This window comes from Streptomyces sp. NPDC096310 (genome assembly GCF_044763125.1).
In the GTDB taxonomy this organism is placed as follows: domain Bacteria; phylum Actinomycetota; class Actinomycetes; order Streptomycetales; family Streptomycetaceae; genus Streptomyces.
Window position 1 is genome coordinate 40,393 of the sequence record NZ_JBIWFO010000034.1, and the last position, 12,618, is coordinate 53,010.

Below are 12,618 nucleotides of genomic sequence, written 5' to 3' on the forward strand. Positions count from 1 at the left end.
GGACCGGCTCACCATCTCGCGGGCGTGGCCGCCCGGTCGGAGGTCACCCGACAGGCTCTCAGCCGATCGCGGCCACCCGGTCGCGGTAGTTCCGTACGGCCGCGGCGTCCCGGTACGGCTCCAGCCGCCGCTCGAAGTCCCGTACGTACTCCACCGCCCGCGCCGACCGCATCTCCGTGGCCTGCTGGGCGGCCTCCGCGCCGAGCAGGCACGCCTGGTCCAGCTCGCCGAGGCCCAGTCGGCCGCAGGCGAGCACGACACGGCAGAAGAGGCGGCTGCGGGCGTACTCGGGGGCGCGCAGTTGGAGCGAGCGCTCGGCGTGCTGGACGGAGACGCGGTACTGCTGGAGGTCGCGGTGGCAGTGGGCCAGTTCGTCCGCGAACTGCGCCTCGTCGAAGAAGCGCGCCCAGCGTGGCGTCTCGTCGCCGGGGCGCGCCGCGTCCAGGGCGCGTTCGGCCCGTACGAGCGAGGCGACGCAGGCACGCGCCTCGGCGAGCACGCCGTGTCCGCGTGCCTCCGCGGAGTGCAGCAGCGCCTGGACCACGGGTGGCGCGGCGGCGCCGACGCCCTGCTGGGCGACGCGGGCGAGCTGGACGGCCTCGCGGCCGTGGCCGAGGTAGACGGCCTGCCGGCTCATCGTGATCAGGACGTACGAGCCGTACACCCGGTCCCCGGCCGCCTGGGAGAGCCGCAGCGCCTGGACGAAGTAGCGCTGGGCGAGGCCATGCGCGGCGATGTCGTACGAGGTCCAGCCCGCCAGCCGGGTCAGATCGGCCGCGGCGGCGAAGAGTCTGCGGCCGGTGGACTCGCCGTACAGGCCGCGCAGCATCGGTTCGGCCTCGTGCTCCAGGTAGCGCACGAGGGCCTGGCGGGCGTGGCCGCCGCCGTAGGCGTGGTCGAGGGTGCGGAAGAGATCACCGACGGAGCTCAGCGCCTCGATGTCGCCGGCGGTGACGCGCTGGCCGACGGCGCGTTCGGTGCGCGGGCGCGGGACGGTGGCCTGCGGGGCCGGGGAGAGCCGCGCGGCAGCGGCCTTCGACGACGCGGGAGCGAGGGAGGAGACGGGGACGGGGGCCGCGGGTCTGCCGTGCGTCTGGGCGTGCGCCTGGGCCTGGGCGGGCACCCGGGCGGCCCCCGGCCCGCGACCGGGGCGCTGCGGTACGGGGCCGCCGGTGCGGCCGGGGACGGGTCCCGGGGGTGTACCGGACCCGGCCGGACCGGCGGACGGGAGAGGTCCGGCGGACGGGACAGGTCCGGCGGGTCCGGCGGTGGCGGCGGGTCCGGCCGGCCCGTTCCCGGCCGGACCCGCGGAGCCCGCGGCGGCGAGCGGATGGGCCACCCGTTCGTCCGCGCGTCCGATCAGCCAGTCGCGGCTGGGGACCACCAGACCCGCCGGGGTGAACGCGATCTTGCGCAGTTCGTTGTGGCTGCCGGAGTCCTTGCGCCACAGTCCGCCGACGATGTCGACGGCTTCCTCGGGCGTCGAGGCGAATTCGAGGCCCGCGTAGACCGGGGCACAGGCGTCCAGCCCCAGATCCTGCGCGGAGAGCCGGCGCCCGAGCCGGCGGGTGAAGACCTCGGCGATGAGTGCGGGCGTGGTGCCGCGCGGCTGCTGCCCGCGCAGCCAGCGGGTCACCGACGTCTTGTCGTACCGCAGATCGAGGCCGTGCTCCAGGCCGAGCTGGTCCACTCTGCGGGCGAGACCCGCGTGGGAGAAACCGGCTTCGGCGATGAGGGCGGCGAGCTGGCGGTTGGGGGTGCGCTGCGGAGGTCGTTCCGACATGTGCTGTACGGTCTCCTGCCTTCCGGGCCCGGGAAGCAGCCCTATGGAACGGCGCGAATGTAGTAGCCGTGACCGGTCTCACTGCCTCGTTCGCCCCACATTCATCCGATCGTGTGAGGATCGTTTGCGCTGCTGACGTGGGGCGGAGCGATGGAGCGGACCTCGGCCCGGCGCCCTGAGCCCCGTACACCTGCCCGGTCGTCGCCTCGGGGGCCGCCGTACAGTGGCAGAGGCGCTATGCGTGCAGGACGAAGGTTTCTCGGCCGGTGGTAAGGAGGCTCTGCCGTGAGTGAGCTGCGGTACGTCCATCTCGGGTTCGGCGCGGAGGCCGTCGAGTACCAGGAGGCGTGGCAGGAGCAGCGCAGGGTCCACGCGGCCCGGTTCGCGGACGAGGTTCCCGACACCTGTCTGCTGCTGGAGCATCCGCCGGTGTACACGGCCGGACGGCGCACGGTGGACAGCGAGCGCCCGCTCGACGGCACCCCCGTCGTCGACGTGGACCGCGGCGGAAAGATCACCTGGCACGGCCCGGGGCAGCTCGTGGGCTACCCGATCCTGAAGCTGCCGCGTCCGGTGGACGTCGTCGCGCATGTGCGCCGCCTGGAGGACGCGCTGATCCGTACGGCCGCCGAATTCGGCCTGGAGACCAGCCGGGTCGAGGGACGCAGCGGTGTGTGGGTGCTCGGCGACCCGGTGGCGGAGCGTGCCCCGCTGGACGGTTCCCCGCACGGCGGGCTGTCGCTGGACCTCGCGCCCGGGACGGGCGCCGGGGCCGATCCCCGGCTGGCGGACGAGGAGTTCGACCCACGGCTGAACGGTCCCGAGTACGCCCCGTCCAACGCGGGCCAGCGCCGCGAGGACCGCAAGCTGGCGGCGATCGGGATCCGGGTCGCCAAGGGCGTGACCATGCACGGCTTCTCGTTCAACGTGAATCCGGACAACACCTGGTTCGACCGGATCGTGCCCTGCGGGATCCGGGACGCGGGCGTGACGTCGCTCTCGTACGAACTGGGCCGCGAGATCACGGTCGCGGAGGTCGTCCCGGTGGTGGAGAAACACCTGCGGGACATCCTGGAGCGGGCCGAGCCGGCGCCGCGGGTGATCGAGCGCGCACCCGTACGGGAGAACGTGGGTGAGCCCGTACGGGAGACCGTGGATGAGCCCGTACGGGAGACCGCGCCGGCCGCCGGCGGGACACTGAAGGTGAGCGCCTAGCACGCGCCGAGCACGCCCTGCCCCGCCGGCCCCGGCCGTACGGGGGAATGCACCCCTTCACCCCGGGGTTGGGCAGACGTAAGACCACGCAAATAACGGGCGTAACCTGGTGTTCGCCGAAGAATCGAATGCCGCGCCAGCAGAGAGAGGTGCCGGACGTGTCCGCTGTCGCACCCGACGGACGCAAGATGCTGCGCCTGGAGGTCCGGAACAGCCAGACCCCCATCGAGCGCAAGCCCGAGTGGATCAAGACCCGGGCGAAAATGGGCCCCGAGTACCAACAGTTGCAGAAGCTCGTGAAGAGCGAGGGTCTGCACACGGTCTGCCAGGAGGCCGGCTGTCCGAACATCTTCGAATGCTGGGAGGACCGCGAGGCCACCTTCCTCATCGGTGGCGAGCAGTGCACGCGGCGGTGTGACTTCTGTCTGATCGACACGGGCAAGCCGGAGCCGCTGGACCGCGACGAGCCGCGGCGCGTGGGCGAGTCCGTCGTCACGATGGACCTGAACTACGCCACGATCACCGGCGTCGCCCGCGACGACCTGGAGGACGGCGGCGCCTGGCTGTACGCCGAGACCGTACGCCAGATCCACACCCTCACGGCGGAGCGCGAGACCGGCCACACCAAGGTCGAGCTGCTCATCCCGGACTTCAACGCCGTGCCCGAGCAGCTCGCCGAGGTCTTCTCCTCGCGTCCCGAGGTGCTGGCGCACAACGTCGAGACGGTGCCGCGGATCTTCAAGCGGATCCGCCCCGGCTTCCGTTACGAGCGCTCCCTCGAAGTGATCACCCGGGCCCGCGAGGCGGGGCTGATCACCAAGTCCAACCTGATCCTCGGCATGGGCGAGACCCGCGAAGAGGTCAGCGAGGCGCTGCGGCAGCTCCATGACGCGGGCTGCGAACTGATCACGATCACGCAGTACCTGCGGCCCTCCGCGCGTCACCATCCGGTCGAACGCTGGGTGAAGCCGCAGGAGTTCGTGGAGCTGAAGGACGAGGCCGACGCGATCGGCTACTCCGGGGTCATGTCGGGGCCGCTGGTGCGTTCCTCGTACCGCGCGGGCCGGCTGTACCAGCAGGCGAACGAGCGGCGTGACGCGGTGGTCGCCGCCGCCCAGGCCGTGTGAATCGGCGCACAAGTGACTACTCGCCGGTAGCGCCCGGCGGTTCGCGGTCCGTACGCTCCTCGCAGGTCGGAGGTGGGGTACGGGCCGCGCGCCTGTTCGAGGCCCGCGCTCTTCCCTCTCCCCAGGGTTTCATCCGCGTTTGACCGGTCGGTCACACCCTGGTAACACCAATGAGTGACGCTGGACGCACACTCCGCGAACAGACGTCTCACTCACCACCCACCCGTTCGCTCACGCGTTCGGTCGCCTGTCTGCCTTCATCGCTCCTGAGGGGACCGCCATCATGCAGGTCGCGCCGGTACGATCCACCACCGTCACCGAGGCGATGACGGCAGCCACACCCAAGCGCGCCTCCGTGGCCCTGCCGTACGCACTGCCCTCCGTGGCCGGCGCGCTGCGCGCCGTGGAGTCCCTGCTCCTGAGCGGCGGCCAGCGCACGGCACGCCGCAACGCCTGGACGGCCGTCCTGGAGGACCGCCGCAGGGCCAAGGACCGGGTCGAGACGGAGCACGTACTGGAGGCGGTGTCGGACGCCACCTCCCACGCCACGTAAACTTCTGGGCATGGCGAGGAAGGACAACGCAGACACTGCTGCGAACCAGGGGCGACTGAAGCAGATCGCTCTCACCTACAAGATGACCCGGCGGGCCGACTCGAAGGTCGGGCTTGTCGTCGGTGGTGTGGGAATCGTCACCTTCGGTGTCTTCCTCGCGATCGGCTTCCTGATCAATCACCCCGTCTATCTGGGGATCCTGGGATTCATCCTGGCGTTCCTCGCGATGGCGATCGTCTTCGGCCGGCGCGCCGAGCGGGCCGCCTTCGGTCAGATGGAGGGCCAGCCGGGCGCGGCCGCGGCGGTCCTGGAGAACGTCGGCCGCGGCTGGACCACGACCCCGGCGGTGGCCATGAACCGCAGCCAGGACGTCGTCCACCGCGCGGTCGGCAAGGCGGGCATCGTCCTGGTGGGCGAGGGCAACCCCAACCGGGTGAAGAGCCTGCTGGCCGCCGAGAAGAAGAAGATGGCGCGCATCGTGGTGGACGTGCCGGTGCACGACATCATCGTCGGCGACGGCGAGGGCCAGGTGCCGCTGAAGAAGGTCCGTACGACCATGCTGAAGCTGCCCCGGGTACTGGCGGGTCCGCAGGTGACCGCGGCCAACGACCGGCTGCGCGCGATGGGCGACCTGATGAGCAACATGCCGCTGCCGAAGGGTCCGATGCCCAAGGGCATGCGGATGCCTCGCGGCGGAAAGATGCGCTAGCCGACACACCGGAGACACCAGAGGGCGGCCAGGAGATCTCTCCGGGCCGCCCTCTCCTGCTGCTTCAAGCCTGTCGTGTCGTTCAAGCCTGTTGTCGGTTGCCGCCTGTTGCTGTTGGTCAGATACGCACCTGTACGGCGCGCCCGAGCTGGTCGTGGAGCCCGCGCCCGTCGCGGTCCCAGATCAGCGCGGGGACGGCCAGGCAGAGCAGCACCGTACGGACGAGGACCCGGCCGAAGCCGATCCGGCCGCCGTTCACCGCGATGACGCGCAGGCCGAACAGCCGCTTGCCCGGCGTGAAACCGACCGTGCCGACGGTGAGCACGCTGAGGACGAGGAGCACGCCGAGCGCCCAGTTCCCCGATGCCTGCCAGTCACCGTCGGCGAGGAGGCCGTATGCGATCAGCACGCAGACCCCCCAGTCGACGAAGAGCGCCCCGAAGCGCCGCCCGAGCGGGGCGACGGAGCCGGGCCCGTGCTCCGGCAGACCGAGCCGCTCACCCCGGTAGCCGAAGTCGACGCCCATGTTCTCGGCCGCCGCGCGGGGCCCCGAGAGCCACGATCCGATTGCTTGCCTGTTGTCCACCCGTCCACGGTACTGCGGCGGTGTCCGCGCACCGTGACGGGGTTGGCGCCGGAGGTACGGGGTACCCGGGCGGAGCCGTCGTACGCCCGGCGCACACCCGGGCTGGTTAACTTCAACGAAACAAATGGGTCATGCTGGAGAAATCCCGGAAACCTAAGGTCGGGTCCAGCGTGTGCCACCGCACTGGCCGCACGACCGATAACCCCCGCCCCTCCCCGGGTCGGGAGGAGGAGGAGCTGGATGTTCCAGAACGCCGACGAGGCCACGAAGTTCATCGCGGACGAGGACGTCAAGTTCGTCGACGTCCGCTTCTGCGACCTGCCTGGCGTGATGCAGCACTTCACGATCCCGGCGAAGGCGTTCGACCCGGCCGAGGAGCTGGCGTTCGACGGATCCTCGATCCGCGGCTTCCAGGCCATCCACGAGTCCGACATGGCGCTGCGCGCCGACCTGTCGACCGCTCGGGTGGACCCGTTCCGCCGGGACAAGACGCTGAACATCAACTTCTTCATCCACGACCCGATCACGGGCGAGCAGTACAGCCGCGACCCGCGCAACATCGCCAAGAAGGCCGAGGCGTACCTCGCCTCCACCGGCATCGCGGACACCGCGTACTTCGGCCCCGAGGCCGAGTTCTACGTCTTCGACAGCGTGCGTTTCAACACCACCGCGAACGAGGGCTTCTACCACATCGACTCCGAGGCCGGCGCCTGGAACACCGGTGCGGTCGAGGACAACCGCGGCTACAAGGTCCGCTACAAGGGCGGCTACTTCCCGGCCCCGCCGGTCGACCACTTCGCCGACCTGCGCGCCGAGATCTCCCTGGAGCTGGAGGCGTCCGGCCTCCAGGTCGAGCGCCAGCACCACGAGGTGGGCACCGCCGGCCAGGCCGAGATCAACTACAAGTTCAACACGCTGCTGGCCGCCGCCGACGACCTGATGCTCTTCAAGTACATCGTGAAGAACGTCGCCTGGCGCAACGGCAAGACCGCGACCTTCATGCCCAAGCCGATCTTCGGTGACAACGGCTCCGGCATGCACGTCCACCAGTCGCTGTGGCAGGGCGGCACGCCGCTCTTCTACGACGAGCAGGGTTACGCGGGCCTCTCGGACACCGCCCGCTACTACATCGGTGGCATCCTCAAGCACGCCCCGTCGCTGCTGGCCTTCACCAACCCGACGGTGAACTCGTACCACCGACTGGTCCCCGGCTTCGAGGCCCCGGTCAACCTGGTCTACTCGCAGCGCAACCGCTCCGCCGCGATGCGCATCCCGATCACGGGCTCCAACCCGAAGGCCAAGCGCGTCGAGTTCCGCGCCCCGGACCCGTCCTCCAACCCGTACCTGGCCTTCTCCGCGCTCCTCCTGGCGGGCCTGGACGGAGTCAAGAACAAGATCGAGCCGGCCGAGCCGATCGACAAGGACCTCTACGAACTGGCCCCCGAGGAGCACGCGGGCGTCCCCCAGGTCCCGACCTCCCTCCCGGCCGTCCTGGACGCGCTGGAGGCGGACAACGAGTACCTGCAGGCGGGCGGCGTCTTCACGTCGGACCTGATCGAGACGTGGATCGACTACAAGCGCACGAAGGAAATCGCGCCGATCCAGCTGCGTCCGCACCCGCACGAGTTCGAGCTGTACTTCGACATCTAGGCCGAAGGCGCCCGAAGAGCTGTCGACAGCCCCTCCGAACAGGCGAAACAGCCCCGTTCGGAGGGGCTGTTCCCTGTCCGCGGGAAGTTCTCGGGGACACTACAGTCGGCCAGGATCGCCACAGTGCCTCTGACACGGAGCCGCTCATGACCACATCGCGGGACCTGTTGACCGTCACCCTGGATGTCGGCTCCGGCCGGGCCGTGGAGCGGGGGGATCTGTCGCTCGTGCTCGCCGGGGCCGAGGTGATCGACCTGATCGAGGTCCAGGCCCTCACGCTGGAGGACGAGCGCATCGTGCCGGGTGCCCGGTGGACGCTGTCCGACCGGCTGTTGGACGAGGCCGCGGCGGCGCTCGTCCGGGAGGCTCCGTACGAGGCCGTCGAGGACTGGCTGTGGCGTCGGGGGCGTGGGCTGGCCGATGTCTACTTCGCCGCTCTGGAGGCGGGGGGACAGCTCACCCGGCAGCGCCACCGCTGGATCCCCGTCGACACCGGCCGGACCGCGCTGGCCGACTCCCCCGAGCGGCGCCACGCGGCGCGGCGCTGGGCCGCGGGTGAGCCGGTGCTCGTCGCGCTCGCCGGTGCGCTCGGGATCGGGGAGCCGCCGGGCGAGGACGCGCCGGAGATCGCCGACGACTCGGTCGTGACCGTGCTCGCCGCCGTCAACGACGCGGTGATGGAGCTGGAGGCCGTACGGCAGCGGCGCGCCATCGAGGACGCCGCCTTCGACAACATCTGGCGAGGTCCGTAGCGCGCGGGCAAAGCTTGCGGGGGGAGCGGCTAGGACCACAGCGCTTCCGCGAGCGTGATGCCCAGGTGGACGGCGCCCAGGCCCGCCGCCACGCTCGCGAGGACGTTGGCCGCGGCATAGAGGTGAGCGCCGTCCTCGGTGAGGCGGAGGGTTTCGTAGCTGAAGGTGGAGTACGTCGTGAGCGCGCCGCAGAAGCCCGTACCGAGGAGGAGCTGTACGGAGGAGGAGGCCGCGCCCGCGATGATCGCGCCCGTCACCAGTCCGAGGACGAGGCAGCCGGTCACGTTGACGGTGAAGGTGCCCCAGGGGAAGAGCGAGTCGTGGCGCCGCTGGATCGAACGGTCGGTCAGATAGCGGAGAGGCGCGCCGACCGCGGCGCCCAGGACGACCAGGAGCCAGTTCATCCCGTTGCCTCCGGGCCCTTGTGGCGGATGATCTCGCAGCGGTCCAGGGTCACCAGGCCCCCGCCGCCCAGTTCGTCGAGCTGGGGCAGGAAGTCCCTGATCCGTTCCTCGGTGTCGACGATCACGACCGCCACGGGGAGGTCCTCGCTGAGCGAGAGCAGCCGCTGCGTGTGGATCATCGAGGAGGCGCCGAATCCCTCGACGCCGTGGAAGACGCTGGCGCCCGCGAGTCCCGCGCGGTGGGCTCGGTGGACGATCTCCGTGTAGACGGGCCTGTGGTGCCACAGATCGCTCTCGCCGAGGAAGATCGTCAGTCGGAGCGCCGTACCGGTCGGTCCGGTCATGTCTGCCTCCATGCCAGTACGCGGCGGGTCGCCCACACCGCACTCCACACCGCCGCGAACGCGGCGAGCGGCGTCAGTCCCAGCAAGGCCATGCCGAGGCCCGCCCGGCCGTCCGCCACCAGGCGCTGGATGTCCACCGCGTACGTGGAGAACGTGGTGAAGCCGCCGAGGACGCCGGTGCCGAAGAAGGGCCGTACGAGGGGGTGCGCCGCCCACAGTTCGGTGATCACCACCATGAACACGCCGATCACCGCGCACCCGACCGCGTTCACGGTGAGGGTCGTCCACGGGAAGGTGCCGGGGGCGGTGGGCCAGAGGAGAGCGGCGCCGTAGCGGGCCGACGCGCCGATCGCGCCGCCCAGCGCCACCACGGCCACCGCCGGTGAGATCAGCGAGGGGAGCGAGGTACGCGATATCCGTGCGGTGGGCCCTCCGCGGCGGCGCGGGGGTGCCGACCGGTCGGTCGTGGCCGTGACCTCGGCGTCGGGATCTGTGGGCTCGGTCATCACGGGGGCACTCTCTCCCACTCGCCGGGCGCCCGCGTCGGGGCGCGCTCCATCGCGAGTAGGGACCGTTGGCGGTGGTCGCACCGCGGTTCGGGTACGGCGGGCCCCACCGCCGTTTCGTACTCCCGACCAGATTAACGGGAGGGGGCTCGGCGCGGCCAGCCGAGCGGGCCCAGGCTGTGGACGGGCGCGGGGTGATTGTCAGTGGTCGCTGGCACCATGAACGGCATGAAGACCTACAACTGGCGTCCCTTCCTTGAGCGGTGGAGCGCGGACTGGGCCGGCTCCCCCGGTGCGCGGGCGGAGTCGGATCCGAGCCTGGGCGGGGCCTCGGCCACGGAGGTGCCGCGCGAGCCGTGGCTCGGGTTCGCGGGCGCCGATCCGGAGCGGATCGGCGCGCTGGAGCGGCGGCTCGGGCCGGATGTGGTGCTGCCGCCGACCTTCCGGTCGTTCCTGGCCGTCACGGACGGATGGCGCCCCGCCGGGACGGACGTCCCGCTGCTGGGCACGACGGAGGGGACGCGCTGGTATGAGGGCCCGCGCGGCCCTCAGGGGACCGAGGGGGCCGGTCCTGGCGAGGCCGCGACGGAGGAAGAGGCTACGGAGGAGGCGGCGCTGCGGGCCGGGCTGTGGGGCAGGGCGCTCCGGCTCTCCGTGGCGGCGGACGGGCCGGAGGTCCTGCTCGACCCGGGAGAGGTGAACGCCGACGGGGAGTGGGCCGCGTACCTCCACCGGGGCCGGCCGGGCGACTCCCCGGACCGTTACGAGTCCTTCATGGACCTCATGCAGGCCCTGTTCCGGAGCTTCCACCACGGGAACCGGGACACGCCGGGGTTCGGGAACGACACGACGCGCGAGCTGGACGCGGAGGTCGAGGAGGCGCGGCTGGCCTGTCTGCGGGGTGAGGCCGTCGACGGCTCGTTGAAAGTGTTCACGGACGCGGAGGAGTGCGGCAGGCCCCGCGCGCGGAATCTGCGCGTCCAGATGGAGGCGCTGCTGAGCGGCGGGCGGACGCGGGAGCACGAGGAGGACTTCCTCCGGGAGTACGCGGCCGGGGAGGCGCCGTGGGCGACCGTGGGGCGCACGTTCCGGTACGAGGCGTCCGGGCCGTTCGGCGAGGCGGTGGACGCGGCACGGGAACAGGCACGCTGGGGGGACACGGAAGCGGCCTGGCACACCCTCGCCACCGCGGTCGCCGACTGGGAGCCGTACGGGGACGAGCACATCGCCCCGGTCGGGCTGCTCACCGATCCGCTGCTCGGGCCGGTGATCACTCCGGAGCGTGGCCGGTATCTGCTGGAGACGCCCCGGGGCGCGGAGGGGCGGGATGCCGGAGCGGGAACTGTCGCGGAGGCTGCCGGCGCCGCTGAGGACGGGGCCACGTCGTGGGACGACGGGCTCGCCTGGCTCGCGGACGAGGCGTCCCGGGCCTCCGAGGACTCCGAGGGCTGCCCGGAGTTCGAGGACTCCGGGCGTTCCGGTCTCTCTGCGAGCTCCGGCGTCTCTGCGAGCGCCGGGCGGGACAGCGCGTATCGCTTCGTCTTCGCACGGGAGCTCTCGCCGGAGGCACTGGCCGGCCTGATCGGCCAGGGGCCGCTGCTGCCGCCGGCCGGTGAGGACGAGGTGGCGGCGGCCCTGTTCGGCCCGGAGGGCGGGGAGCCTCGGCGCGTCGCCCGGGTGGGCCGCTGCGGGGACGGCTGGAGCTTCGTCTACGAGAGCCGTGCCCATCTCTCCGAGGCGTTCCTGCCGGACCGGCTGAGCGGGCTGGGCGAATCGGCGTCGGTGGGCGGTGAGTCGGTCACGGTGTGGTGCGAGCGCGGCGGCGGGCCGTCGGCGCCGCCGGGCGCGTTCCACCTCTCGTACGCCGAGGACGGGGAGCGGGTGTACGGGTTCACGGTGCGCGGCGAGGAGATCGAGGAATGGGGGGAGCTTCCGGCCGCGCTCGATCCGGAGGAGCTGTTCCCCGAGTACGAGGAGGACTATGAGGAGGGGTACGACGGACGGTTCGACGCGGGCGGGACTTCGGGGACGGAGGATCCGGGGCTGGATCCGGACGACGAGTACGAGGCGCTCGACGCCCTCTCCGAGGAGTTCGGGATCTCCCTGCCGGAGTTCGCGATCAGGCACGGGCGGCTGCCCACGGTCCTGACCCGGTCGTGGCTCCGCCCTCCGGGCCCGGGCGAGCCGTCGTGAGCTCCGTACGGACCGGCGTGATCGAGACGGAGCGGCTGACCCTGCTGCCGCTGCGCGTCGAGCACGCGGCGGAGATGGCGGGGGTGCTCTCCGACCCCAACCTGCACACGTTCATCGGCGGCAGGCCGTCGACGGCGGAGCAACTGCGCGTGCGGTACACGAGGATGGTCGCGGGCTCACCCGACCCGGCCTTCTCCTGGTGCAACTGGGTACTGACGGAGCGGCAGGGGCCGGGCGGGCTGGTCGGCACGGTCCAGGCGACCGTCACCCCGCACCGCACCCTCCGGGACGAGACGGTCGCCGAGATCTCCTGGGTGGTGGGGACACCGTGGCAGGGACGGGGGTTCGCCACGGAGGCAGCGCGGGGGCTGGTCCGGTGGCTGGAGGAGCAGGGCGTGGGGACGGTGATCGCCCATATCCATCCGGGGCACCGGGTGTCGGGCGCGGTCGCTGCGGCGGCCGGGCTGAGCCCCACCGATGAATGGCACGACGGCGAGGTCCGCTGGCGGCGGCGCTTCGGGGAGTGAGGAGACCGACACCCGCGCCGCCCCGCCGGAAAGGATGGCGGGACGGCGCGGGTGCGGGCGCGGGCGCGAGTCGGGTGCGGTCGCGGTCCGGACCGATCCCGCCGGCCGACCCGCGGGCCGTTGATTTCGCCGGTCGGTCGGCCAGCTCCCGGCCCGCCGGCTGAGTCGGCTAACCGCAATACCGGTGTTTTAGGGCTTCGTCCGTGGGGTTGGGGCTGTTTTGGTGGGCTTGACGAGGGTGACGACGGGGCTGTCCGGGCGAGGCGGGT

General features: G+C 71.7%; 13 protein-coding genes. 8 read left to right on the forward strand and 5 right to left on the reverse strand.

Annotated features, from left to right (window positions below; genetic code table 11):
- Window positions 1–58: 58 nt before the first annotated feature.
- Complete coding sequence (locus ACIQ7D_RS34795) at window positions 59–1,783, reverse strand: regulator (RefSeq protein WP_403944776.1); 1,725 nt, start codon at window positions 1,781–1,783, stop codon at window positions 59–61.
- Window positions 1,784–2,068: 285 nt separating this feature from the next.
- Here ACIQ7D_RS34795 and lipB point away from each other — a divergent pair, with 285 nt between their 5' ends.
- The 4 genes from lipB (at window position 2,069) to ACIQ7D_RS34815 (ending at window position 5,387) form a co-directional block, all read left to right on the forward strand.
- Window positions 2,069–2,998 (forward strand): lipoyl(octanoyl) transferase LipB, encoded by a 930-nt coding sequence (lipB, locus tag ACIQ7D_RS34800; RefSeq protein WP_403944778.1) that lies wholly within the window; start codon window positions 2,069–2,071, stop codon window positions 2,996–2,998.
- A gap of 158 nt (window positions 2,999–3,156) precedes the next feature.
- Window positions 3,157–4,125 carry a lipoyl synthase gene (gene lipA, locus ACIQ7D_RS34805; protein WP_403944781.1) on the forward strand — a complete coding sequence of 323 codons (969 nt, stop codon included), beginning with the start codon at window positions 3,157–3,159 and terminating at the stop codon, window positions 4,123–4,125.
- A 325-nt stretch (window positions 4,126–4,450) separates the two neighbouring features.
- Window positions 4,451–4,678 (forward strand): hypothetical protein, encoded by a 228-nt coding sequence (locus tag ACIQ7D_RS34810; protein WP_403944811.1) that lies wholly within the window; start codon window positions 4,451–4,453, stop codon window positions 4,676–4,678.
- A 10-nt stretch (window positions 4,679–4,688) separates the two neighbouring features.
- Window positions 4,689–5,387: a DUF4191 domain-containing protein gene (locus tag ACIQ7D_RS34815; protein WP_403944783.1), complete on the forward strand. Its 699-nt coding sequence runs from the start codon at window positions 4,689–4,691 to the stop codon at window positions 5,385–5,387.
- Window positions 5,388–5,505: 118 nt separating this feature from the next.
- Here ACIQ7D_RS34815 and ACIQ7D_RS34820 read toward each other — a convergent pair whose 3' ends face one another.
- Entirely contained in the window at window positions 5,506–5,973 is a 468-nt protein-coding gene (locus ACIQ7D_RS34820; RefSeq protein WP_403944785.1) for an RDD family protein, read from the reverse strand.
- A gap of 240 nt (window positions 5,974–6,213) precedes the next feature.
- Here ACIQ7D_RS34820 and glnA point away from each other — a divergent pair, with 240 nt between their 5' ends.
- Together glnA and ACIQ7D_RS34830 are read left to right on the forward strand one after the other, a co-directional pair.
- On the forward strand, window positions 6,214–7,623 hold the full coding sequence (gene glnA / locus ACIQ7D_RS34825) for a type I glutamate--ammonia ligase (RefSeq protein WP_403944788.1): 1,410 nt from the start codon (window positions 6,214–6,216) through the stop codon (window positions 7,621–7,623).
- Between the two features lie 146 nt (window positions 7,624–7,769).
- The gene (locus ACIQ7D_RS34830; protein ID WP_403944790.1) at window positions 7,770–8,375 is read left to right on the forward strand and encodes a GPP34 family phosphoprotein; all 606 of its coding nucleotides are present in this window, start codon (window positions 7,770–7,772) and stop codon (window positions 8,373–8,375) included.
- A gap of 29 nt (window positions 8,376–8,404) precedes the next feature.
- Here ACIQ7D_RS34830 and crcB read toward each other — a convergent pair whose 3' ends face one another.
- From crcB to ACIQ7D_RS34845, 3 genes are read right to left on the reverse strand one after another with little or no spacing between them, the layout of a single operon-like run.
- The gene (crcB, locus tag ACIQ7D_RS34835; RefSeq protein ID WP_403944793.1) at window positions 8,405–8,779 is read right to left on the reverse strand and encodes a fluoride efflux transporter CrcB; all 375 of its coding nucleotides are present in this window, start codon (window positions 8,777–8,779) and stop codon (window positions 8,405–8,407) included.
- The gene (locus ACIQ7D_RS34840; RefSeq protein ID WP_403944795.1) at window positions 8,776–9,123 is read right to left on the reverse strand and encodes a DUF190 domain-containing protein; all 348 of its coding nucleotides are present in this window, start codon (window positions 9,121–9,123) and stop codon (window positions 8,776–8,778) included. The genes crcB and ACIQ7D_RS34840 overlap by 4 nt, the downstream gene beginning before the upstream one ends.
- Entirely contained in the window at window positions 9,120–9,629 is a 510-nt protein-coding gene (locus tag ACIQ7D_RS34845; RefSeq protein ID WP_403944798.1) for a fluoride efflux transporter FluC, read from the reverse strand. The genes ACIQ7D_RS34840 and ACIQ7D_RS34845 overlap by 4 nt, the downstream gene beginning before the upstream one ends.
- A gap of 228 nt (window positions 9,630–9,857) precedes the next feature.
- Here ACIQ7D_RS34845 and ACIQ7D_RS34850 point away from each other — a divergent pair, with 228 nt between their 5' ends.
- Window positions 9,858–11,822, forward strand: a complete 1,965-nt coding sequence (locus tag ACIQ7D_RS34850; protein WP_403944801.1) for an SMI1/KNR4 family protein — start codon at window positions 9,858–9,860, stop codon at window positions 11,820–11,822.
- The gene (locus ACIQ7D_RS34855; protein ID WP_403944804.1) at window positions 11,819–12,349 is read left to right on the forward strand and encodes a GNAT family N-acetyltransferase; all 531 of its coding nucleotides are present in this window, start codon (window positions 11,819–11,821) and stop codon (window positions 12,347–12,349) included. The genes ACIQ7D_RS34850 and ACIQ7D_RS34855 overlap by 4 nt, the downstream gene beginning before the upstream one ends.
- Window positions 12,350–12,618: the final 269 nt, after the last annotated feature.

Bases quoted from the DNA above. Each gene is read 5' to 3' on its own strand.
- glnA (WP_403944788.1), top strand. From the start codon at position 6,214: ATGTTCCAGAACGCCGACGAGGCCACGAAGTTCATCGCGGACGAGGAC.
- ACIQ7D_RS34840 (WP_403944795.1), bottom strand. From the start codon at position 9,123: ATGACCGGACCGACCGGTACGGCGCTCCGACTGACGATCTTCCTCGGC.
- crcB (WP_403944793.1), bottom strand. From the start codon at position 8,779: ATGAACTGGCTCCTGGTCGTCCTGGGCGCCGCGGTCGGCGCGCCTCTC.
- ACIQ7D_RS34850 (WP_403944801.1), top strand. From the start codon at position 9,858: ATGAAGACCTACAACTGGCGTCCCTTCCTTGAGCGGTGGAGCGCGGAC.
- ACIQ7D_RS34795 (WP_403944776.1), bottom strand. From the start codon at position 1,783: ATGTCGGAACGACCTCCGCAGCGCACCCCCAACCGCCAGCTCGCCGCC.
- ACIQ7D_RS34830 (WP_403944790.1), top strand. From the start codon at position 7,770: ATGACCACATCGCGGGACCTGTTGACCGTCACCCTGGATGTCGGCTCC.
- ACIQ7D_RS34810 (WP_403944811.1), top strand. From the start codon at position 4,451: ATGACGGCAGCCACACCCAAGCGCGCCTCCGTGGCCCTGCCGTACGCA.
- ACIQ7D_RS34815 (WP_403944783.1), top strand. From the start codon at position 4,689: ATGGCGAGGAAGGACAACGCAGACACTGCTGCGAACCAGGGGCGACTG.
- ACIQ7D_RS34845 (WP_403944798.1), bottom strand. From the start codon at position 9,629: ATGACCGAGCCCACAGATCCCGACGCCGAGGTCACGGCCACGACCGAC.